Origin of the sequence: Micromonospora chokoriensis (assembly GCF_900091505.1) — a bacterium.
GTDB lineage: Bacteria > Actinomycetota > Actinomycetes > Mycobacteriales > Micromonosporaceae > Micromonospora > Micromonospora chokoriensis.
Genome location: NZ_LT607409.1, coordinates 87194 through 108978 on the forward strand (window position 1 = coordinate 87194; position 21785 = coordinate 108978).

17 protein-coding genes are annotated in these 21785 nt (G+C 70.8%); 13 read left to right on the plus strand and 4 right to left on the minus strand.

Going from position 1 to position 21785, the window contains the following annotated elements; genetic code table 11:
• Nucleotide 1: 1 nt before the first annotated feature.
• Both GA0070612_RS00405 and GA0070612_RS00410 read right to left on the minus strand, forming a co-directional pair.
• The gene (locus GA0070612_RS00405; protein WP_088986092.1) at nt 2-1270 is read right to left on the minus strand and encodes a DUF1501 domain-containing protein; all 1269 of its coding nucleotides are present in this window, start codon (nt 1268-1270) and stop codon (nt 2-4) included.
• Nucleotides 1271-1289: 19 nt separating this feature from the next.
• Nucleotides 1290-2558 (minus strand): DUF1800 domain-containing protein, encoded by a 1269-nt coding sequence (locus GA0070612_RS00410; protein WP_088986093.1) that lies wholly within the window; start codon nt 2556-2558, stop codon nt 1290-1292.
• Nucleotides 2559-2984: 426 nt separating this feature from the next.
• Here GA0070612_RS00410 and GA0070612_RS00415 point away from each other — a divergent pair, with 426 nt between their 5' ends.
• The 7 genes from GA0070612_RS00415 (at nt 2985) to GA0070612_RS00440 (ending at nt 11871) form a co-directional block, all read left to right on the plus strand.
• Complete coding sequence (locus GA0070612_RS00415; protein WP_197699281.1) at nt 2985-4250, plus strand: glycosyltransferase family protein; 1266 nt, start codon at nt 2985-2987, stop codon at nt 4248-4250.
• Nucleotides 4251-4329: 79 nt separating this feature from the next.
• Entirely contained in the window at nt 4330-5751 is a 1422-nt protein-coding gene (locus GA0070612_RS31740) for an O-antigen ligase family protein (protein WP_167393590.1), read from the plus strand.
• Nucleotides 5714-6727, plus strand: a complete 1014-nt coding sequence (locus GA0070612_RS00420; protein WP_167393591.1) for a glycosyltransferase — start codon at nt 5714-5716, stop codon at nt 6725-6727. The genes GA0070612_RS31740 and GA0070612_RS00420 overlap by 38 nt, the downstream gene beginning before the upstream one ends.
• The gene (locus tag GA0070612_RS00425) at nt 6724-7911 is read left to right on the plus strand and encodes a glycosyltransferase family 4 protein (RefSeq protein ID WP_157742386.1); all 1188 of its coding nucleotides are present in this window, start codon (nt 6724-6726) and stop codon (nt 7909-7911) included. Before GA0070612_RS00420 ends, GA0070612_RS00425 begins: the two co-directional genes overlap by 4 nt.
• Nucleotide 7912: 1 nt before the next feature.
• Nucleotides 7913-9445: a lipid II flippase MurJ gene (locus tag GA0070612_RS00430; protein WP_088986096.1), complete on the plus strand. Its 1533-nt coding sequence runs from the start codon at nt 7913-7915 to the stop codon at nt 9443-9445.
• A 28-nt stretch (nt 9446-9473) separates the two neighbouring features.
• The gene (locus tag GA0070612_RS00435) at nt 9474-10724 is read left to right on the plus strand and encodes an acyltransferase family protein (RefSeq protein ID WP_157742387.1); all 1251 of its coding nucleotides are present in this window, start codon (nt 9474-9476) and stop codon (nt 10722-10724) included.
• A gap of 10 nt (nt 10725-10734) precedes the next feature.
• Nucleotides 10735-11871, plus strand: coding sequence for a glycosyltransferase (locus GA0070612_RS00440; RefSeq protein WP_231924414.1), 1137 nt, complete (start codon nt 10735-10737; stop codon nt 11869-11871).
• Nucleotides 11872-11924: 53 nt separating this feature from the next.
• On the opposite strand, the gene GA0070612_RS31240 is transcribed toward GA0070612_RS00440, so the two are convergent.
• Entirely contained in the window at nt 11925-13238 is a 1314-nt protein-coding gene (locus GA0070612_RS31240; RefSeq protein ID WP_157742388.1) for a hypothetical protein, read from the minus strand.
• Between the two features lie 130 nt (nt 13239-13368).
• Between GA0070612_RS31240 and GA0070612_RS00455 the strand changes: the two genes are divergently transcribed.
• The 6 genes from GA0070612_RS00455 (at nt 13369) to hutH (ending at nt 21489) form a co-directional block, all read left to right on the plus strand.
• On the plus strand, nt 13369-14220 hold the full coding sequence (locus GA0070612_RS00455) for a MurR/RpiR family transcriptional regulator (RefSeq protein WP_088986101.1): 852 nt from the start codon (nt 13369-13371) through the stop codon (nt 14218-14220).
• Between the two features lie 17 nt (nt 14221-14237).
• Nucleotides 14238-15896 carry a urocanate hydratase gene (gene hutU, locus GA0070612_RS00460; RefSeq protein WP_088986102.1) on the plus strand — a complete coding sequence of 553 codons (1659 nt, stop codon included), beginning with the start codon at nt 14238-14240 and terminating at the stop codon, nt 15894-15896.
• Nucleotides 15893-17095 (plus strand): allantoate amidohydrolase, encoded by a 1203-nt coding sequence (locus GA0070612_RS00465; RefSeq protein WP_088986103.1) that lies wholly within the window; start codon nt 15893-15895, stop codon nt 17093-17095. Before hutU ends, GA0070612_RS00465 begins: the two co-directional genes overlap by 4 nt.
• 316 nt (nt 17096-17411) lie before the next feature.
• Entirely contained in the window at nt 17412-18773 is a 1362-nt protein-coding gene (locus tag GA0070612_RS00475) for a formimidoylglutamate deiminase (protein WP_088986105.1), read from the plus strand.
• Nucleotides 18770-19954, plus strand: a complete 1185-nt coding sequence (gene hutI / locus GA0070612_RS00480; RefSeq protein WP_088986106.1) for an imidazolonepropionase — start codon at nt 18770-18772, stop codon at nt 19952-19954. Before GA0070612_RS00475 ends, hutI begins: the two co-directional genes overlap by 4 nt.
• Entirely contained in the window at nt 19951-21489 is a 1539-nt protein-coding gene (hutH, locus tag GA0070612_RS00485) for a histidine ammonia-lyase (RefSeq protein WP_088986107.1), read from the plus strand. The genes hutI and hutH overlap by 4 nt, the downstream gene beginning before the upstream one ends.
• A 69-nt stretch (nt 21490-21558) precedes the next feature.
• Here hutH and GA0070612_RS00490 read toward each other — a convergent pair whose 3' ends face one another.
• Nucleotides 21559-21765, minus strand: coding sequence for a hypothetical protein (locus GA0070612_RS00490; protein ID WP_088986108.1), 207 nt, complete (start codon nt 21763-21765; stop codon nt 21559-21561).
• Nucleotides 21766-21785: the final 20 nt, after the last annotated feature.

Sequence of the window (21785 nt, forward strand, 5' to 3'; positions counted from 1 at the left end):
GTCAGCGGCCCCGTGAGCTGAGCAGAGGCAGGAGTTGGGCCCGGTAACCGCCGAGGTAGCGGTCCGGGTCCCCAGCCAGGACGTGGGCGAGAACGGTGCCGAAGACGTCCCGGAAGTCCGTCGTCGCCTTGAGGTCGCCGTCGTCCAGATCGGTCAGGCTCGGCTGCTCGCCATAGAACCCACCGGCCACGCTGTGACCCAACACGAAAACCGGGCCGGCCGTACCGTGGTCGGTGCCGTCGGAGGCGTTCGCCCGGACCCTCCGGCCGAACTCGCTGTAGACGACGACGGTGACCCGACGGCCGGCCTCGGTACGTCCCATCCGGTCCACGAAGCCGCTCAGCGCCTCATCCAGGTGCCGCAACAGCGTCTCCTGCCACACACGCTCCCCGGCGTGAGTGTCGAAGCCGCCGAGACTCACTGAGTAGACCCGTGTGGGGACCCGGGACTCGACGCACCGGGCGACGAGCGCCAACTGGGCCGTCAACGCGTTGTCACCCCCCGTCCCGGTGGCCGGGACGGCCTCCCCACCGCTGTGACTCTGCTCGTCGGAGCCGCTGCCTGCGGACTTCGTCACCACCCGGTTCATGGTGATGAGGTCGGCGTAGGAGGCCGCCGCTCGTGCCTGCATCTCCGACTCACCGGGCTCGGCCTGGCCGAGGGCCGAGACCACATCGGGAGTGACGCCCGGCGGCAGGACGAGCCCGCGGTAGCTCACGCAGGCGCCGATGCGGGACTTGCCCACCAGCATCGGCGGCAGGGCCGGCTCGAAGCTCACGGCCGTCTCGGTCGCGGCCTTCGTGCCGTCCAGCCACCGCCCCACCCACCCGGTCGGAGCAGGAGTGCCGGGGGACGCGGTCTGCCATATGTCCATCGACTTGAAGTGACTCCGGTCCGGCTTGGGGTAGCCGGCCCCCAGGACGATCGCCATGTGCTTCGCGTCCCACAGTCGCTTCAATCCGCGCAACATCGGATTGAGACCCAGCGCCTGGTCGATTCGCAGCACCCGCTCCGGCGCGTACGCCAGCTCCGGCCGCGCGCGGTGGTAGGCCGGATCCGCGTACGGCACGACAGTGTTGAGCCCGTCGTTACCGCCGTAGAGAGTGACCAGGACGAGCGTGGGCAGGCCGTCCTCGACGTCGCCGGCGGCAACCTTCTCGGCAGTCCGGAGCAGTTCCTGAAAGCCCAGCACGCCCGCGCCGGCCGCCAACGCGCTCCCGCCGATCACCCCGGAGGAGATGAGGAAGCGCCGTCGAGTCAATGCATCCATGTCCACACACCCACTCGGGTCAGGTGACCAGGTATTCGGGGCTGACCAGTCCGAGGATCAGCTTCAGGCGGTCGTTGCGGGCATCGCGCAGCACGGCGTACGTCCGATCGGTCCACGTGTCGACGCAGAGCAGATGCGCGACGGCCTCGGGAGTCAGCGGACCGGGTCGCAGCAGGTCGACGAGCATGCCGGCGATCGTCAGCCGGGTCTGGGCGGCGGCCGATGTCAACCAGGCCGTGCCCGCCGGCCACCCACCGACGCTGGGTGGGGCGAACGGGCGCTGGCCCAACGCTTCCATCGCCCAGTACATCTGCGTGAACACCTTGTCGGGCATCGCAGCCGGCCGGAGCCCCAGATGTCGCATGGCGCCGACGAGCCACTCGACCGGCTGTTGGACCAGCGTCCCACGGGTCTGTTGGAACGCCTCGTCGGCGAAGAGCGCCTTGAGCATCGCCATCGGCGCCGGGAACGCCGCAACCATCGCCTCCCGGGTGCGTTCCGGGATCGGTCGGGTGCTGGACGCGTACCGGAACCACAGCCGGGATGCGATGAACCGGCCGCAGGCAGGCTGCCGGAGCAGAAGCTCGACGAGGCTGTCGGCGTCGAAGGTGTCGGTGACGCCGAGGATCGTCTTTCGGCCGGTGTCCCGGTGCTGGGGATCGCTGACCGGCGATTCCCGGTCCAGGATGACCCGCCAGCCCGCCAAAGCCCGCCCGGCTTCCTTGATGTCCCGTTCCGTGTACTGCCCGACGCCGAGCATGAACAGCTCGAACAGCTCCCGGGCGAGGTTCTCGTTCGGTGCTGCCTTCTTGTTGTGCTGCCCGTCCAGCCAGTAGACCAACGCGCGGTCGAGCACCATCCGGTGCGCCAGGTCGGCGAAGTCGCGCGCCTCCCGGAACGCGCGCAACTGCCCGAGCATCAGCTGGGCACTGCGAACCTTCGCCACCGATGTCGCCCAGTGGCCGTGCCAGAAGAACACGAGCTTCTCGACCGCCTGGTGGTCCGCCACGGTCATCCGATCGAGCCACCACCGGGCCAGGGAGATGGTCTGCTCGGTGCGACGACGGTCACCCTCGGCCCGCTGCGCGTCGGTGGCCCTGGGTAGGAGCGTGAACGGATCCGGCCCCAGGTCGGGTGTGGGCGCGCTGGTCGCACCGACGTCCGGGCCAGTCGGAGTCAACACACCAGACAGTGTCGATGCGTAGCCGAGCTGACGAGCGGCACCTACCTCCGCGACGGTGGGACCGAAGCCGGCCCGCCGAAGCAGGAGGACGGTGTCGTCGGTCATGCGTCCACAGTAAGGGAGCAGAGGTGTTCCTCGCAGACGGGCCGTAATCGGTCCCTCGTCGGCACAGTCTGACCGAAAAGCCATTTCCTCCGCGTTACCCCGCCTCCCACACGCCCCCAAATCTGCATATTCCGTCCGGCCTTTCGTGGCCCGCAGCGGTGCCCGTCCAGCCCAGCACCGGGCCACCATTGACAGGAGGGTCGGCGTTGAGGTCTATTAACCCGGGCTTGACGGGCAGCCTTCGCTGCTGCGCGTCTACGGGTGCGCCCGATACAGCCCCGTTGGGCTGGCGAAGCGCGCCACACCGAACGGGGATCGTAAGGCAACGGGGGTGCGTCCCGTCATGCACGCACCAACGCTGCCCCGCGGTCTGCAGACCTGCGGCCGCAGCGGAAACACGCGGCCGGACGAATCCGGAAGAGATACGTGACGACACCACCTTCGCCCTCGGAGCCCCTCTCCGGGAACGGGTCGACAGCACCGACGATCCTGGTTCTGGGCACCGCCGAGTGGAACTCTCCGATCGCCACGAACCAGCACTACGTCGTACGGGAACTCGCCCGTGACTTCGACACCTACTTCGTGGAGTCCCTGGGCCTGCGGCGGGTGCGGCTCGACGCGAAAGACGTCACCCGAATCGCGAAGCGGCTGCGCCACTCGGTTGTCGGCCACGAGAAGACGGCGACCTACCGACCCATTCCGGATCGGGTCACGGTCATCTCGCCACTCATCGTGCCGATCCACCAGGCACCCACGCGGCTGCCGAACCGGCTGCTGCTGGAACGGGCGGTTGCCGAATGGCGACGCAGCCCGAGCCCACGGGTCCTCTGGACCTTCACGCCCGTCACGTACGGCCTCGAACAGTACTCGGACTACACGCTCTACCACTGCGTGGACATCTTCCAGGCGTTCCCCGGCATCGATGGCTCGGCCGTGTCCGCTGGTGAGCGGATCCTGGCGAACCGTGCCGACCTGACGATCGGCACCAGCGGCGCCGTCACGGCCCACCTCAACGACGTCGGGTTCACCGACGTCGTGACCCTGCCGAACGTCGCCGAGGTCGACGTCTTCGCCGCCGACAGTCAACCGGTGGCCCAGCGGCGGCCCGCCGCGCTCTTCGCCGGCAACCTCACGCCACACAAGCTGGACTTCGAGCTGCTGCGCACGCTGGCCACCGCGCTGAACGGCCGCGGCGAGCTGCTTCTCGCCGGCCCGATCGCGGCAGGCGGGGGCGGATACGACCGGGAGTTGGCCGAACTCGAACGGCTCGGGGCCCGATACCTCGGGATGCTTCCGCTCAACGAACTCGCCGCCACGGCGGGCACCTGCACCGTGGGACTGATCCCGTACGCGCTGAACGACTACACCGCGGGCGTCAGTCCACTCAAGTGCTACGAATACCTCTCCTCGGGCCTGAAGGTGGTCAGCACCCCCATCCCCGACGTCGTGCAGGCGGCTCGGGCGACCGACCACATCACGGCCGCGACCTCGACCGACGACTTCGTCGACCACGTCCTGGCCGCGATCAACCCCGCGTCGGACGACGTACTCGCGGCCCGTGTGCGGTACGCCGGCGACTTCGGCTGGAACTCCCGGGGCGTCCTCCTGCGCGACATCGCGACCCGGATGCCACGGCGCGCCGACGAGGCGGTGACGCGGCCGGCGGGCGGTGCTGGAAGACCTCGTGGCTAGGGCCAGCTCAGCCGGGGCCTGGGCGACCGCGATCGGATCGGCGCCCTGGGCTGCGGCGTGCCTCGTACTGTTCCTCGCGGTGCCGCAGTTCTACCTGTTGCCCGAGGGCAGCACCGACGTCGCGGCATCGACGGTGGTGACCATACTGCTGGTGCCGGGCGTGCTGCTGGCGGCCCGGCGCGGCTCCGGTGTCGAACTGTTCCGCCTCGGCCTGTTCCGCGTCCTGATCGCCCTGCTGGTGGTGCGGCTGGTCGCGCTGGCCTGGTCCCCGGACCCGCGAGCCGGCCTGCCACTGATCGCCCTGCTCGGCCAGTTCGTCGTCACGCTGACGCTGATGGTCCAGGCGGTCCGTCAGGACGGCGGCCTGCTGCGCCGGATCGAACCCTGGTACTGGCCCTGGATCGTGGCCGAAGCGCTGCTCGTACTCGTGTTCCGCGTTCTACCCGGGGTGGAGGACGCCTTCCTGCGGTCGATCGCCGGGCTCGTCAGCGGGCAGAACACCGTCGCCGCCCTCTTCAACGGAAGTCCGAACAACGTCTTCGACGAGGCCAAGTCCGGTGGGGTGTTCGTCAACGCGAACGTCGCCGGGCTCTTCCTCGGGGTGAACGCGATCGCCGCGTTCGCCATCGCCACGATCACCGGAAGCCGCTGGACGCGCATGGTGGGCTTCGTCGCGCTGGCGGCGGTGCCGGTCACCGGTTCCAAATCGGCCACGCTCCTCGCGGTCGCCCTGCCCGCGTCAGTACTAGCCGTCCGGCGGTTCACTCGGGCCCGCCGGACGGAGGCGGGAGAGTCAGGCCCGTCCCGGCACGGCAGCCACCGACGCCCGGTGGGGCGCAGACTGACGTTCTGGCTCGTGGGCGCCGGTCTACTCGGCGTCGTCGGTGCGGTGGTGCTCGCCGCCGAGCTCGGCTTCACCCAGGCGTTGGCGAAGTCCTTCGGTGACCGGACAGCCATCTGGGGCTTCGGTGCCGAGGCGTTCCTGCGGGACCCCCTCCTCGGACTCGGTTACGGCGGCTGGGATGCCGGCTTCGCGGCGTACGCGCGTGAACACGGCATCTACCGCAGCTTCCCGCCCCACAACGTCCTCCTCGCGGGATGGGCCGCGACCGGCCTGGCCGGCCTGGTGCTGATCGCGGTGTTCTTCGCGCTGACCCTGCGGCTCACCGTCCGGGCCGTGAACACCGGTGGGGACCGGCATCGGACCTTCGCACTCTGGGCCACCGCCGCGGTCGCATGGACGCTGATCCACGGCTTGGGCGACAACACCGAGATCTTCGGCGACATCCATCTCATTCCTATTCTTTCGCTGCTGGTCGCCTACCTCGTCGTGGGCGACCGCGAGGAGTCGAACCACCATGCAACTCCCCACCGTCGGGATCCTGCGACATCAACAGTTCCTGCCGTCCGAGACCTTCATTCCGAACCAGGCCTTGGCGATGCGCAGCTTCCACCCCTTGTTCGTGGGCCGCGACCCGGTCCCGACCCGACCGGGAACTGATTCGGTAAGCGTCGCCGAGTTCGGCAAACCCGCGGTCCTGTCGTACACGTTCACCCGCCGCTCGGAGGCCCTTGTCGGAGCCCTCGCGAAGCGTGGCACGGCACTGCTGCACGCCCACTTCGGTGTCGAGGGGGTGTACGCCGTCCCCACCGCGAAGGCACTCGGAGTTCCGCTGGTCACGACCCTGCACGGCTTCGACGTGACGGTCAGTCGGACGAAGATGGTGACGTCGAAGAAGCCGTCGTGGTTGAACTACGTGACCTGGCGTCAGTCCCTCTTCGCCGAGGGCGCGGTGTTCATCTGTGTGTCCGAACACATCCGTCGACGCGCGGTGGAGTGGGGCTACCCCGCCGAGAGGTGTCAGGTGCTGCCCATCGGGGTGGACGTGGATGCCATCGAACCGTCCGGCCCCGTCGCGACGCCCCGGATCCTGCACGTCGCACGGTTGGTGGAGAAGAAGGGGACGCAGTACCTGCTGCGGGCGTTCGCGGAGGTACGCAAGGCTGTTCCCGCCGCCGAGCTGGTACTGATCGGCGAGGGGCCGCTGCGCGATTCCCTCGGTGCACTCGCCCGGGAGCTCGGGGTTGAGACCGGTGTGCGTTTCCTGGGTGCGCAGAAACACAGCGACACCCTCCGCTGGCTGAGCCAGTCGACGCTGCTGTGTCTGCCGAGCGTGACGGCCCAGGACGGTGACCAGGAAGGCCTGGGAATGGTCCTGCTGGAGGCGGCCGCCTCCGGCAAACCGGTGGTCGGAACCCACCACGGCGGCATCCCCGAGGCGGTCACGGACGGGGCGAACGGCTTCCTGGTGCCCGAACGGGACGCCACCGCGCTCGCGGACCGGCTGATCGCGCTGCTGCGCGACCAGGACCTCTGCGACAGGTTCGGCAAGGTGGGACGGCAGAACGTCGAAGACCGGTTCAACCTGAGCCGACAGACCGGCAAACTCGAATCGTTGTATAGGGATCTGCTGTGATCGAGTCGATTCTCATCCATTCCCGGTCGACGCCACATCACCACACCGGCGGCATGGAGACCCTCGCCTGGCGGCTGGCCGCCGAATGGGCATTGCACGTGCCGCGGGTGCACATCGTCACCACCGCGATTCCGGGCCGTTCCGGCACCTTCACCGAGGACGGCGTGCAGGTGACGCCCTTGGCCGGCACCCGCCCCGGCCGTTACTCCCATGCCTGGTGGGAGGAGTCCCGAGCGCACTGGGTGGCGTCGAGCGTGGCCCCGAGCGTGGTCTTCTCGGTGAGCGCCGGCTCCTACTCGGTGGTCCGCGAGCGGGCCCAGCACCCTCGTACGCCGTTCGTGCTCCAGGTACACGGCACGTCCGCCATGGAGTTGGGCTCGAAGCTGCGGGCACCGACCGCGCGCTCCCTGGCGGGCACGCCCAAGAACGCCCTCGGCCTGGTGCGCGACCTGGCCCGCTACCGCGACTTCGACCGCCTCGTCGCGGTCGGCGAGAACGTGGTCGAGTCACTGACGGCAGCGCCCCAGAACTGGTCCGCCTCGCCCGACAAGGTGCGCCTGATCCCCAACGGCGTCCGAGCCGAGGACCATGCGTTCGACGGCGTTGCCCGGGACCGGATCCGACGCGAGCTGGGAGTCGACGAGGAGACCGTGCTGGTCGGATGCGTCGGCCGCCTGCACGTGCAGAAGAGGGTCGACCGGGCGCTGCAGGCAGCGGCGATCCTGCGCGACCGTGGGCTTGGCAGCCGGTTCCGGTTCGTGGTCGTCGGCGACGGCCCGGACGAGGGGCGGTTGCAGGGTCTGGTCCGCAAGCTCCAGTTGGAGGAGATGGTTCGGTTCACCGGACGCGTCGAGGCGGACGTGGTGCGCGACTACTACTCGGCGGCGGACGTGTCACTGCTCACCACGGCACGTCTGGAAGGGCTTCCGATGGCGGTACTGGAGGCGTTGGCGTCCGGCCTGCCGTGCGTCGTCACCGCCGGTTCGATCCGATCCGAGGCGCTGAGCAGGGTGTTGCACGAAGTCGACACAGCGGACTCCGACGCGCTCGCGGACGTGGTGCAGAAGGTGACGGCGGAGCGGGGGCTGCGCGTCAACCTGCTTCCCCCCACCTTCCTTCTCGACCACTGCGCACGGGACTACCTGGCCGACTTCGCGCAGCTGATCACACAGCGCCAGGCCTGACATGGGCAAGGTCTTCTTCCGTCTGGTTCTCGGCGGCATCGCCGGGAAGATCCTCGGCCTGCTCCGCGAGGTCCTGTTGGCCGCGCTCTTCGGAGCGGGGCGGGTGGTCGCCGCCAACCGCATCGCGTTGACGGCGACGTTGATCCCGATCAACTTCTTCACCGCCGACGCGCTCTCCGCCGGGTTCCTGCCGCTCTACGTGCAGTACCGCCAAGAGCGGCCCTCGATGGCGCAGGTGCTCTACCGCGCCGTACACCTGCTGCTGGGTGTGTTCTCCGTGGTCCTGGCCGCGGCGCTCATCTTCGGTCGGGATCTGTGGGTGGGGCTGCTCGGGCCGGGCCTCGACCCCCATACGGCGGACATCGCCGCGACCATGCTCGGCATCGCCGCGCTGGGCGTGCCGTTCTACGTTCTCTACAACCTGTACACGCTGGTCGGCCTCGCTAACGACGACGTCAGACTGATCAACCTGCGCCCGTCGTGCCAGAGCATCGGGCTGATCCTGGCCACGGTGGTCGCGTGGATGACCGGTCACGTGTCGGTGCTGGCCTGGGGCTTCACTCTCCCGTACATCGTGCTGTGGTGTGTGGGCACCTACTGGCTTCGACGTCAGGGTTATCTGCATGAGGGTGACGGGTCGGTTCCCCATCGCCCGGACCGGGCCACCACCAAGCTGGCCCTCCGGATGTTCTGGCGACGGCTGCGGCCGCTGCTGCTGATTCCGGTGATCCTCCAGGGGTCGATCGGCGTCGAGCGGGCCGTCGGCTCGCTGCTGGGTGTGGAGGTGGTCGCGGCCACCGAGTACGCACGTTTCGTGGTCGACTCGGTCATGGCCCTGCTCGCCGCGCCGCTGGGCCTGGCCGGCCTTGCCTCGTTCGCCCGCATGAAGGGCCACGAGGTGGGTGACGGGCTCCGCCGCCTGATCCCGCCGGTGATCCTGGTGGCCATCCCTCTCGCCCTGGTCCTCTCCCTGAACAGCAGGGGAATCGTCACCCTGCTGTATGCCCGCGGCGAGTTCGACAGCCGCGCGGTGGATGTCTCATCGGTGCTGCTGCTGGGCTTCGCGCTCGGGATCTGGGCGCACGTGCTCGGTTACACCTTCGTGAAGGTGTTGAACGCCCGGGGGGCGAACGTCAAGGTAGCGATCGTGATGGCGGTCTCGTTCGGCGTTCCGATCGCCTTCAACCTGCTGCTGTACAAGCACTGGGGCGCCTTCACGATCGGCGCCGCCTCCTCTCTCAGCGGCATCCTGATGTTCCTCATCTCGGCCCGGTTGCTGTCCGTATTGGGCTTCAGCATGCGTCTGCTCGCGATCGCGCTGCCCGGCGCGGCCGCCGCAGCTGCCGCCGGATACCTGTTGGCCGGCTCCGGGCTGCTGCACCTCGTCGCATCCTGCGTGGCGATCGTGCTGATCTGGATCGGCTACGTGGCGGCCGTGCCCTCGCTGCGCCGTACGTTCCTGTCGTTCGTCCTGAAGAAGCTCGGTCGCGGCGTCGACGAAACTTCGCAGGACGATCTGGTCGCGATCAAGTGAGGAAGCCATGACTGTGCAGGCTGCCCCGGTGACCGGGGTGGAGGACACACCGGACCGCCCGGCCGTACCGCCCGCAGCGACCCCGCGCGAGACGCCCTCCGCGCCCTCGCGCCGCTCACGCAGCGACCGCCTCTACATCCTCGACCTGCTGCGCTTCTGCGCCGCCGTCGCGGTACTCGGCTTTCACGTGTTCGTCGACAACGACAACCGCGGAGCCTGGGGCAAGAGTGCGGTCGACCTCTTCGGTGAGCCCATCGTCAGCGTGTTCCGGTACGGCTGGATGGGCGTGGAGTTCTTCTTCGTCATCAGCGGGTTCGTGATCTGCATGAGCTGCTGGGGTCGGTCGGTTGCCGACTTCGCGATCTCCAGGGTGACCCGCCTGATGCCCGCATATGTCTTCGCGGTGCTGGCCACCTCGGCGGCTCTCACTTTTTGGCCGCTCGACAGCGGCCCCCCGCAGCCGTCACACGTCCTCATCAACGCGACGATGCTGCAGACCTTCGTCGGCATACCGAACATCGACTCGGTCTACTGGACCCTCTTCGTCGAGCTGAAGTTCTATCTTCTGTTTGCTGTCGTCGTGTGGTTCGGGCTGACCTACAAGCGGGTCGTGCTCTTCTGCGTGTTGTGGATGACCGCCGCCCTGTACGCCGAATACTCACAGGTAAAGCCGCTGATCCAGTTTGTCGAGGCAGGCTTCGCCCCGTATTTCGTGGCCGGTATCGCGCTGTACCTGATCTACCGTTTCGGTCCGAACCTGGTGGCCTGGGGAATCTTTGGCACGTCGATGGTGATCGGTCTGATCACCCTCGGTCGCCGGGTGGATGGACAGAACGCCGACAAGCCCGTCGTGTCGTTCGAGGTCGCGCTTCCGGTGATGTTCCTGTTCTTCGCCCTGATGGCCGGGGTGGCGCTGGGCTGGTTCTCCTGGTTCAAGTGGCGTGGTCTGACTGTCATCGGGGCGCTGACCTATCCGGTGTACCTGCTGCACATGCAGTTCAGCCGGATCGTCGTTATCCGGTTCCACGACTCGGTGTCACCATGGCTGTTGGTTGCCGCTTTCGCGGCCGGGGTGCTCCTGCTCGCGTATCTGACGAACCGGTTCGTGGAGCGGCCACTCGCCAAGATGCTCCGCCGACAGTTGCGCAAGGGCTTCGCGGAGATCAGTGCGAAATCGGCGAGCGGCAGCGGCAGCGACACCTCCACCGGACCCCGGACGGCGAACAGTGATCAATATGGCGGCTCGGTTTCATCGGGCGCCGCAAGTCCCGTGGCATGAGGAGCAACCAGTGGTAGACAACCTTCCCGCGATTCCCCGAGCCGGCGCGACAGGCCCGCTCGACGCCTTGGCGAGCGCCCGTGTTGCGCTCGTTCACGAGTGGTTCGGGGCCACCGGCGGTTCGGAGAACGTCTTCCGGCAGATCAGCAACCTGCTGCCGGACGCGGAGCGTTTCGTGCTCTGGAAGGACCACGACGCCGTCGAGCCCAACCTACGGGAGTCGTGGATGGCGCGGACTCCGCTGCGCCGGACGAAGGCGGGGGCACTGCCGGTGATGCCATTGGTGTGGCGGACCCTCAGCCAGGAGCGGTTCGACCTGGTGATCTCGTCCAGTCACGCGTTCGCGCACACCGTCCGGCTCGGGTCGTCGGAGGACACCCGTTACCTCAGCTACGTGCACTCCCCCGCGCGGTACATCTGGAGCCCGGACTTCGACGGGCGCGGCTCCAACCCGATGCTGACGTTGCCGCGGCGGGTGTTGCAGACCGCCGACGTCCGGCTCAGCCGCCATGTGAACAGCTATGCCGCCAACTCGGAGGAGGTGCGCGCCCGCATCGCCCGTTTCTGGCGGAGAGACGCGGTCGTCATCAACCCCCCGGTGGACGTCGACTACTTCGCGGCCGCGCCCGCGGCGGACCAGAGCCAGCCGCGCGACTACCTGCTCGGGGTTGGACGCTGGATCCCGTACAAGAACTTCGACCTGATCATCCAGATCGCCGAGGAGGCCGGTCTGCCGGTGGTGATCGCCGGTTCCGGTCCGGAGGAGACCGCTCTGCGACGTGCAGCCGAGCGGGTCAGGGTGCCGGTGACGTTCGAGGTGCGTCCTTCGAAGGAGCGTCTGCGCCAACTCTACTGGGGGGCGAGGGCCCTGTTGTTTCCCGTGCACGAGGATTTCGGCATCATCCCGGTCGAGGCTCAGGCCTGCGGGACCCCGGTCGTGGGTCTGCGCCGAGGTGGCCTGCTGGAGACCGTGGTCGACGGGGAGACCGGCTTCCTCATCGACTCCCAGGAGCCGCGTAGCTTCGCTCCGCTGGTGCACCGGCTGACGGAGCTGTCGCAGGACCGTGTCCGGTCACACGCCAGCGGGTTCTCGGAACAGCAGTTCGCGGCGCGGATGACGGCCTGGATCGCCGACGCCGGAGTCTGAGTGCCACCGGCGACGGATGTGCGTGCCGCGGGGCACGCACATCCGTGCCGAGGCTAGAAGACGAGCACGTCCCGCAGGTAGGTGGCGATCCGGCGTAGCTGATTCGCCTCCTGCATCGGACCGGTCAGCCGCAGGACGATCTGTCGATCGACGACGCCGTCCGGGCCGCCACGGTAGTAGGCGACGACGACCAGACCGTGTCGCTGCTCGCCGTCGACGTTGAGCAGCGCCTCACCGAAGGTCGCGGACTGACCGCTTCGAATCCACCGCGTGCCCCATGCCTCCTCGGCCATTCGCATGGCGGTCTGCCGGCGCTCGTCACACGGCTGAGGACAGTTCCGGACGATCAACTCACCGCCCATCGTCGACTCTCCGGATGCCGCCCGGCCGCAGTTGTACTTGACGAAGCCCTCGGCCTGGCCCGCGATCGTGCAGTTCCAGTCCAGTGGAACCTTGACCGGGAAGCCGAGCCCTTCAAGGTTCGCCAACGTGCGTACGTTGTCCCGCTCGGTGAACGTCGGCCACTGGGCCGGCCACTTGCCGCCCTGCGGCGGCTCGGTGCCTGGCGACTGCGGTGGCGTGGCGGGCATCGGTGGCGGCACGGGGCTGCTGCTGGTGGCCACGTCCGTGGGCTTGTCGTCCGAGCCCCTCATGAACGCCAGAGCGCCGGCACCGGCGAGTACCACCAGGACCAGCGCGGCGATCCCGATCCAGAGGCCGGTGCGCTGGGGCTTCGGCGCGGACGGGGCGATGCGGCGGGTGGGTGAGGAGAACGCGTCGCCGCCCGGCCCGCTCGTCGGCATCGGGAACGCCGGCGGCGCGGAGGTCACGCCGGCCGGCGAGGTGGGTGCGCCGGAGACGGGGTGCGGGGACGCGGACACCAGTTGGCTCGGGATCGGCGCGGCCTGCACGGCCCACGGTGCGGGCGGCCCACCGGAGACGGGCTGCGGCGGGGCGGACACGGGGGGCGCGGACACCGCAGGCGGCGCGGAGAACGGGGGCGCGGACGACGGCGGGGCGGACGACGGGGGCGCGGAGGTCGGTGGGGCGCTCGTCGGCGCGGGGGTGTAGTCGACACCGAGGGCCCGGAACAGTTTCTCCGCGCCGGGGCCGACCTCCGCCGCGTAGGCCACCCAGGGCGCGGCGGCGGAGAAGTCGGCGTACGTGTAGGGGGTGGGGTCGGCCGACTGGGCCAGCAGGTCGGCGGCTCCGGAGAAGGCCTCGCGCCATCCGGCGGTGGCGGCGACGGTGGCGTCGAGCACTGCCACCGTGACGAAGCGGCCCTGCTCGTCGATGGCTGCCCAGGCCTTGCCCACCGGTGACCCGCCGAGAGCGTGCGTGAACCTGTAGGGGCCTTCCGGCTGCATGCGCACTCCTCCGTTGAACCGCCGTGCGGATAGTACCGACCGCCGTCCAGCCGGACCGGCCCCGGTTGGTCCGCTTCGATGAACGGGCCTGTGCTTGCTTCGTGAAAGTTTCTATGCATAGAGTCAGCTCATGAATGAAGGAGCTGTCGAGGCGCCCGCTGACCGGGTGCTCGACCTGTTCCAAGGGGTACGACTCACCCCCACCCAGCGACGGATCGCGCACTGCCTGGTGCAGCACGCACCCGCCGTGGCGTATCTGTCCGCCGCCGAGGTCGCCGACCTCGCCGGGGTCAGTCAGCCGTCGGTCACCCGGTTCGCCGTCGCGCTCGGGCACGACGGTTATCCGGCGCTGCGCCGCCGGCTGCGCGACCTCACCGCCGGCACACCGGGCGGGTCGACGGACGCCGGCAACGAACTCCAGCAGGCGGTACGCGCGGAGATGGGCAACCTGGACCGGCTCGCCGGTCAGCTCGCCGACCGGGACCGGATCGCCGAGACCGGGCGGCTGCTCGCCGAGAGCCGTCCGCTGCCGGTGCTGGGACTGCGCGCCGCCGCGCCGCTGGCCGCGTACTTCGCCTACTTCGCGGCGAAGGTGCACCCGGACGTACGGGTGCTCGACGACGGCGGGAGCCTGCTCACCGATCGGCTGGAGCAGGCGGCCGAGGCCGGCGCGTCCGCGCTGCTCGCCTTCGTCCTGCCCCGCTATCCCCGGGAGACCCTGGACGCGCTGCGCGACGCGCGCGCCGCCGGGCTGACCGTGGTGGCGATCACCGACTCACCGGTCAGCCCGGCCACCGAGCACGCCCACGTGGTGCTGCCCGCCGCGGTCGGCGCGCAGCTCGTGTTCGACCTGCACACCGCACCGATGACCCTGGCCATGGTGCTGTTGCAGGCGATCTGCGACGCCGCGCCGGCCGACACCCAGCGCCGACTGGAGGCGTTCGAAGCCTCCGCGGCCCGCCGACAGTTGTTCCTCGGATGACCGGAGGAGAGCCAGAGATGACCAAAACCATCCGTGCCGCACGGGGCAGCCGGCTCACCACCCGCGGGTGGCAGCAGGAGGCCGCCCTGCGGATGTTGATGAACAACCTCGATCCCGAGGTGGCCGAACGCCCCGACGACCTGGTGGTCTACGGCGGCACGGGGAAGGCGGCGCGGGACTGGCCGTCGTACCACGCTCTGGTCCGCACGCTCACCGACCTGCGCGAGGACGAGACGATGCTGGTGCAGTCGGGCCGCCCGGTCGGCGTGATGCGCACCCACGAGTGGGCACCCCGGGTGCTGCTGGCCAACTCCAACCTGGTCGGCGACTGGGCGACCTGGCCGGAGTTCCGCCGCCTGGAGCAGCTCGGCCTGACCATGTACGGGCAGATGACCGCCGGTTCGTGGATCTACATCGGCACGCAGGGCATCCTCCAGGGCACCTACGAGACGTTCGCGGCGGTGGCCGCCAAGCGGTTCGGGGGCACCCTCGCCGGCACGTTGACGTTGACCGCCGGCTGCGGCGGGATGGGCGGCGCACAGCCCCTCGCGGTCACCATGAACGACGGCGTCTGCCTGATCGTGGACGTCGACCGCACCCGGCTCGACCGTCGGGTGCACGACCGCTACCTCGACGAGGTCGCCGACTCCCTGGACGACGCGGTCGCGCGGGTCCTCGCCGCGAAGCGGGACCGCTGGGCGCTGAGCGTCGGGGTGGTCGGCAATGCCGCGGAGGTCTTCCCGGAGCTGCTCCGTCGGGGCGTCGAGATCGACATCGTCACCGACCAGACCAGCGCGCACGACCCGCTGGCGTACCTGCCGGTGGGGGTCGAGCTGGCCGAAGCCCGGGACTACGCCACGGCGAAGCCGGTCGAGTTCACCGATCGGGCCCGGGCGTCGATGGCGAGGCACGTCGAGGCGATGGTCGGCTTCCTCGACGCCGGTGCCGAGGTGTTCGACTACGGCAACTCGATCCGGGGCGAGGCGCAGCTCGGCGGCTACCAGCGCGCCTTCGACTTCCCCGGCTTCGTGCCGGCGTACATCAGGCCGTTGTTCTGTGAGGGCAGGGGCCCGTTCCGGTGGGCGGCGCTCTCCGGCGACCCGGCCGACATCGCGGCCACCGACCGGGCGATCCTGGACCTGTTCCCGGAGAACGAATCGCTGGCCCGTTGGATCAGGCTGGCCGGTGAGCGGGTCGCCTTCCAGGGCCTGCCGGCCCGGATCTGCTGGCTCGGCCAGGGCGAACGGGACCGGGCGGGCGTGCGGTTCAACGACATGGTCGCCTCCGGTGAACTCTCCGCGCCGGTGGTGATCGGCCGGGACCACCTGGACACCGGCAGCGTCGCCAGCCCGTACCGGGAGACCGAGGGCATGGCCGACGGCTCCGACGCGATCGCCGACTGGCCGCTGCTCAACGCCCTGGTGAACACCGCCAGCGGCGCGTCCTGGGTGTCGATCCACCACGGCGGTGGCGTCGGCATCGGCCGGTCGATCCACGCCGGGCAGGTCTGCGTGGCGGACGGCACCGCCCTGGCCGGTCAGAAGATCGAGCGGGTGCTCACCAACGACCCGGCCATGGGCGTGATCCGGCACGTCGACGCCGGCTACGACAGCGCCCGCGAGGTCGCCGACCGTACCGGCGTCCGCATCCCGATGACCGAGGGCGGCGACTCGTGACCGGCGACCTCTCCGCCCGGTTCCGGGCCCTGTGGGACGAGATCGCGCCGATCGGCCGGGACGCCGACAGTGGCGGCTACCTGCGGTACGCGCTGACCGCGCCGGAGCTGGAGCTGCGCACCTGGTTCCGCGCTCAGGCCGAGCGTCGCGCCATGCCGGTCACCGAGGACGGCAACGGCAACCTCTTCGCCCACTGGGGTGACCCGGAGGGCTCCGACGCCGTGCTGACCGGCAGCCACTTCGACTCGGTGCCGCACGGCGGCGCGTACGACGGGCCACTCGGCATCGTCAGCGCCTTCCTCGCCGTGGACGAGCTACGCGCCGCTGGGGTCACCCCGGTCCGGCCGCTGATGCTGGGCGCGTTCGTGGAGGAGGAGGGTGCGCGCTTCGGCGTACCCTGCCTGGGGTCGCGGCTGCTCACCGGGGCGCTGCCGCCCGACCGCGCGGCCGGCCTGCGCGACGCGGCCGGGGTGAGCTTCGCCGACGCGCTCGGCGACCGGCCGGCGGGCGCCCGCCCGGAGGTGCTGGGCCGGATCGGCGTCTTCGTCGAACTGCACGTCGAGCAGGGCCGCGCGCTCGTCGACGCCGACGCGCCGGTCGCGGTGGCCAGCGCGATCTGGCCGCACGGCCGGTGGCGCTTCGACGTGGTCGGGGAGGGCAACCACGCGGGTACCACAGTCATGGCCGACCGCCGTGACCCGATGCTCACCTACGCGTTCACCGTGCTGGCGGCCAACAAGGAGGCCCGGCTGCGCGGCGCGCACGCCACGGTGGGTCGGGTCGCCGTCGAACCCAACGCCACCAACGCCATCCCGTCGAAGGTGACGGGTTGGCTGGACGCCCGGGCCGCCGACCAGGAGACGCTCGCCGGCCTGGTCGACGCGGTACGCGGCAAGCTCGCCGAACGGGCCCGCCGCGACGGCACGGCGGTGACCGTCACCGAGGAGTCGGCCACCGAGCTGGTCGCCTTCGACGGTGGGCTGGCCAAGCGCCTCGCCACGCTGCTGGACGCGCCGGTGCTGCCCACCGGCGCGGGGCACGACGCCGGGGTGCTCGCCGGGCACCTGCCCACCGCGATGCTCTTCGTGCGCAACCCGACCGGGGTGTCGCACTCCCCCGCCGAGTCCGCGACCGACGACGACTGCGCCGCCGGGGTGCGGGCGCTGGCCCGGGTGCTGGAGGAGCTGACATGCCGGTAGGCGAGGTACGGCGGCTCCGACACGGCGGGGGTCGACACCTGGTGGTGTCGTCCTATGGAGCTGATGTCGCAAACGAATCAGACCGACGCGCGGCACCGACGCCCGGACCGGCACCCACGCGCGGACCGGCACCCACGCCCGCGCTGGCACCCACGCCCGCGCTGGCACCGACGTCCGCACTGGCGGTGCCGCCCGCACTGGCACCGACGTCCGCACTGGCGGTGCCGCTGCCGCCCGCGTTGACACCGACGCCCGCGTTGGCGCTGCCGCCCGCATTGATGTCGCAGACGATTCAGCTCCAAAGGAGGCGAGCGGCATGACCACCACCCGCTGGCTGGCGGAGTACGCCTGGCTGCCCGAGCACGCCGAGCCCACGCCCGACGTGCTGATCGAGGTCGCCGAGGGCCGGATCACCGCGGTGACGCCGCTGCTGGGAGCGCACGGGCCGGACGCCGGGGTCGATGTGTACGCCGACGCCGTGCCACTGCCCGGCCTGACCCTGCCCGGCCTGGCCAACGTGCACTCGCACGCCTTCCACCGCGCGCTGCGGGGGCGTACCCACGGTGGTCGGGGTGACTTCTGGACCTGGCGAAACCAGATGTACGGCGTCGCGGACCGCCTGGACCCGGACACGTACCTGGCCCTGGCCCGCGCGGTGTACGCGGAGATGGCGCTCGCCGGGGTCACCTGCGTGGGCGAGTTCCACTACCTGCACCACCGGCCCGACGGCGGCGCGTACGACGACCCGAACGAGATGGGCGCGGCGCTGGTCGAGGCCGCTGCACACGCCGGGATCCGGCTCACCCTGCTGGACACCTGCTATCTGACCTCCACCGTGGACGGTCAGGCCCTCGCCGGCCCGCAGCGGCGCTTCGGCGACGGGGACGCCTCCCGCTGGGCGCAGCGGGCGGGAGCGTTCCAGCCGACGGACGCTCACGTCCGCGTCGGCGCTGCCGTGCACTCGGTGCGGGCGGTCCCGGCCGACCAGCTTGCCACCGTCGCCGAGTGGGCCGCGGAGCGGCAGGCACCGCTGCACGTACACCTCTCCGAACAGCCCGCCGAGAACGACGAGTGCCGGGCCGTGCACGGGCGCTCGCCCACCGCGCTGCTCGCCGAGCACGGCGTGCTCGGGCCGAACACCACAGCCGTGCACACCACCCACCCGACCAGCGCCGACCTGACCCTGCTCGCCGACAGTCGGACCGGGGTCTGCCTCTGCCCGACCACCGAGCGGGACCTCGCCGACGGCATCGGGCCGGCCCGGCTGATGGCCGAGGCGGGGATCCGGCTGAGCCTCGGCAGCGACAGTCACGCCGTCATCGACCTGTTCGAGGAAGCCCGGGCGGTGGAGTTGAACGAGCGGCTGCGCACCCGTCGACGCGGCCACTTCACACCGGTGGACCTGGTGACGGCGGCCAGCTCCGCCGGGCACGCCGCGCTGGGCTGGGCCGACGCCGGGAGGATCGCCGTCGGCGCGCGCGCCGACCTGGTCACGGTACGGCTGGACAGCGCCCGTACCGCCGGGGTGCCGCCGGTGGGCGCGTTCTTCGCCGCCACCGCCGCCGACGTCGAACAGGTCATGGTGGACGGTCGGCTGGTGGTGGCCGAGGGCCGACACCTGAGCGTCGACGTGCCAGCCGAGTTGTCGGCGGCCGTCGAGGCGGTGACGCCCTCGTGAGCAGTCTGCTCGTCGACAACATCGGTGAGTTGGTCACCAACGGTGCCGGCGAGGGTCCGCTGGGCATCCGCCGCGACGCGGCCGTGCTGGTCGAAGAGGGCCGGGTGGTCTGGGTCGGACCGTCCGGGTACGCGCCGGCCGCCGACCGGAGGTTCGACGCCGGTGGGGCGGCGGTGCTGCCCGGTTTCGTGGACAGCCACGCCCACCTGGTCTTCGCCGGGGACCGCGCCGCCGAGTTCGCCGCCCGGATGGCCGGTGAGCCCTACACCGGCGGTGGCATCCGGACCACTGTCGGCGCCACCCGGGCCGCCACCGACAATGAGCTACGGGCCACGGTGCGCCGGCTGCGCGGGGAGGCGCTGCGTCAGGGCACCACGACCATGGAGATCAAGAGTGGGTACGGGCTGACCGTCGCCGACGAGGCCCGCTCGCTGCGGATCGCCGCCGAGAGCAGCACCGAGACCACCTTCCTCGGCGCCCACGTGGTGCCCGCCGAGTACGCCGACCGCCCCGACGACTACGTGAGCCTGGTCTGCGGTCCGATGCTCGCCGCCGCCACGCCGTACGCGAAGTGGGTCGACGTGTTCTGCGAGCGGGGCGCCTTCGACGTCGACCACGCCCGGGCCATCCTGGCCTGCGGCCAGGCCGCCGGGCTGGGCGTCCGTGTCCACGCCAACCAGCTCGGCCCCGGGGCGGGGGTGCGGCTCGGTGTGGAGCTGGACGCGGCCAGCGTCGACCACTGCACCCACCTGAGCGACGCCGACGTGGACGCGCTGGCCGGCACGGCCCACAGCGACGGGTCGGGGACCCGCACGGTGGCGACCCTGCTGCCGGGAGCGGAGTTCTCCACCCGATCGCCGTACCCGGATGCCCGTCGGCTGCTCGACGCTGGTGTGACAGTGGCGCTCGCCACCGACTGCAACCCCGGCTCGTCGTACACCTCCTCGATGCCGTTCTGTGTGGCGCTCGCGGTCCGCGAGATGCGGATGACCCCGGCGGAGGCGGTCTGGGCCGCAACCGCCGGGGGCGCGCGGGCGCTGCGCCGCGACGACATCGGCGTGCTCACCCCCGGCGCGCGGGCCGACCTGGTCGTCCTGGACGCGCCGTCGTACCTCCACCTGGCCTACCGGCCCGGTGTCCCCTTGATCCGCCAGGTAATGCGCAACGGAGTAACGCCATGACGACAGTGACCATCCAGCCCACCGGAATCTCCGCCGACGACGTCCTCGCGGTGGCCCGCGGCACCGCCACTGTCGTCCTCGACCCCGCCACCGTCGACGCGATGGCGACGAGTCGGGCCATCGTGGACGGCATCGAGTCGTCCGGCCGTCCCGTGTACGGGGTGTCCACCGGGTTCGGGGCGCTGGCCAACACGTTCGTCGCGCCGGAGCGGCGGGCCGAGCTGCAACACGCGTTGATCCGTTCGCACGCCGCCGGGGTGGGCGCCCCGATGCCCCGCGAGGTGGTCCGGGCGATGATGCTGCTGCGGGTCCGGTCCCTCGCCCTGGGCCGTTCCGGGGTCCGGCCGCTGGTCGCCGAGGCCCTGGTCGACCTGCTCAACAACGACATCACCCCGTGGGTGCCGGAGCACGGCTCGCTGGGCGCCTCCGGTGACCTGGCCCCGTTGGCGCACTGCGCGCTGGCGCTGCTCGGTGAGGGCTGGGTTCTCGGGCCGGCCGGCGAGCGGCAGGACGCCGCCGACGCCCTGACCGCCGCCGGGCTCAAGCCGATCGAGTTGGCCGCCAAGGAAGGGCTGGCGCTGATCAACGGCACCGACGGCATGCTCGGCATGCTGCTGCTGGCGATCGACGACGCGGCGCACCTGTTCGCCATGGCCGACGTGACGGCCGCACTGGCCATCGAGGCGATGCTCGGCTCCGAGCGGCCGTTCCTGCCCGAGCTGCACGCGATCCGGCCGCACCCCGGTCAGGCGGCCTCGGCGGCGAACATCCACCGGCTGTTGCAGGACTCGCGGGTGATGGACTCGCACCGCGACGACCTCGCGCACGCCGTGCAGGACGCGTACTCGATGCGGTGCGCACCGCAGGTGGCCGGCGCGGCCCGCGACACCCTGGACTTCGTCCGCACCGTCGCGGCGCGGGAACTCGTGTCGGTGGTGGACAACCCGGTGGTGCTGCCGGACGGTCGGGTCGAGTCGACGGGCAACTTCCACGGCGCGCCGCTCGGCTTCGCCGCGGACTTCCTCGCCATCGCCGCCGCCGAGGTGGGCGCGATCGCCGAGCGGCGGGTGGACCGGCTGCTCGACGTCACCCGCTCGCGGGAACTGCCGGCGTTCCTCTCCCCCGACGCCGGGGTCAACTCCGGCCTGATGATCGCCCAGTACACGGCGGCGGGCATCGTCGCCGAGAACCGTCGCCTGGCCGCCCCCGCCTCGGTGGACTCCCTGCCCACCAGCGGCATGCAGGAGGACCACGTGTCGATGGGCTGGGCGGCGGCGAAGAAGCTGCGCACGGTCCTGGACAACCTGACCAGCCTGCTCGCGGTGGAGCTGCTGGCCGGCGTACGCGGTCTGCAGCTGCGCGCGCCGCTGGAGCCGTCACCGGCCGGCCGCGCCGCCGTCGCCGCGCTCGGTCCGGCGGCCGGCGAGCCCGGCCCGGACGTGTTCCTCGCCCCCGTGATGGAGGCGGCCCGTGCGGTCGTCGCCGGAGCTGAGTTGCGCGCCGCCATCGAGCGTGCGGTCGGCCCGCTGGGCTGACCCTGGGTCGGGTCGCTGTCGCCCGCCACGGGTCAGGTGGCGGGCGACAGCACCTGTCGGCCGGCGCTGCTAGCGTTCGCCGCCGTGGACATCGAGAAGCAGATCCGGGACTTCGTCCGCCGCCAGGTGGCGCTGGCCGAGTTGCCGGCCGCCGCGATCGTCGCCGAGACGGTGGAGTACCTGGCCGACGAGGCGGACCCGGCGCTGGTCGAGGCCCGAGCGTGGCCGATCGTCGCCGACGAGTTGGGCGCGCACCTCGACGGGCCGGCTCGCCACTGTGGCCGAGGCCGAGCGGA

Bases quoted from the DNA above. Each gene is read 5' to 3' on its own strand.
- GA0070612_RS00405 (WP_088986092.1), bottom strand. From the start codon at position 1,270: ATGGATGCATTGACTCGACGGCGCTTCCTCATCTCCTCCGGGGTGATC.
- GA0070612_RS00410 (WP_088986093.1), bottom strand. From the start codon at position 2,558: ATGACCGACGACACCGTCCTCCTGCTTCGGCGGGCCGGCTTCGGTCCC.
- GA0070612_RS00430 (WP_088986096.1), top strand. From the start codon at position 7,913: ATGGGCAAGGTCTTCTTCCGTCTGGTTCTCGGCGGCATCGCCGGGAAG.
- GA0070612_RS31240 (WP_157742388.1), bottom strand. From the start codon at position 13,238: ATGCAGCCGGAAGGCCCCTACAGGTTCACGCACGCTCTCGGCGGGTCA.
- GA0070612_RS00455 (WP_088986101.1), top strand. From the start codon at position 13,369: ATGAATGAAGGAGCTGTCGAGGCGCCCGCTGACCGGGTGCTCGACCTG.
- hutU (WP_088986102.1), top strand. From the start codon at position 14,238: ATGACCAAAACCATCCGTGCCGCACGGGGCAGCCGGCTCACCACCCGC.
- GA0070612_RS00475 (WP_088986105.1), top strand. From the start codon at position 17,412: ATGACCACCACCCGCTGGCTGGCGGAGTACGCCTGGCTGCCCGAGCAC.
- hutH (WP_088986107.1), top strand. From the start codon at position 19,951: ATGACGACAGTGACCATCCAGCCCACCGGAATCTCCGCCGACGACGTC.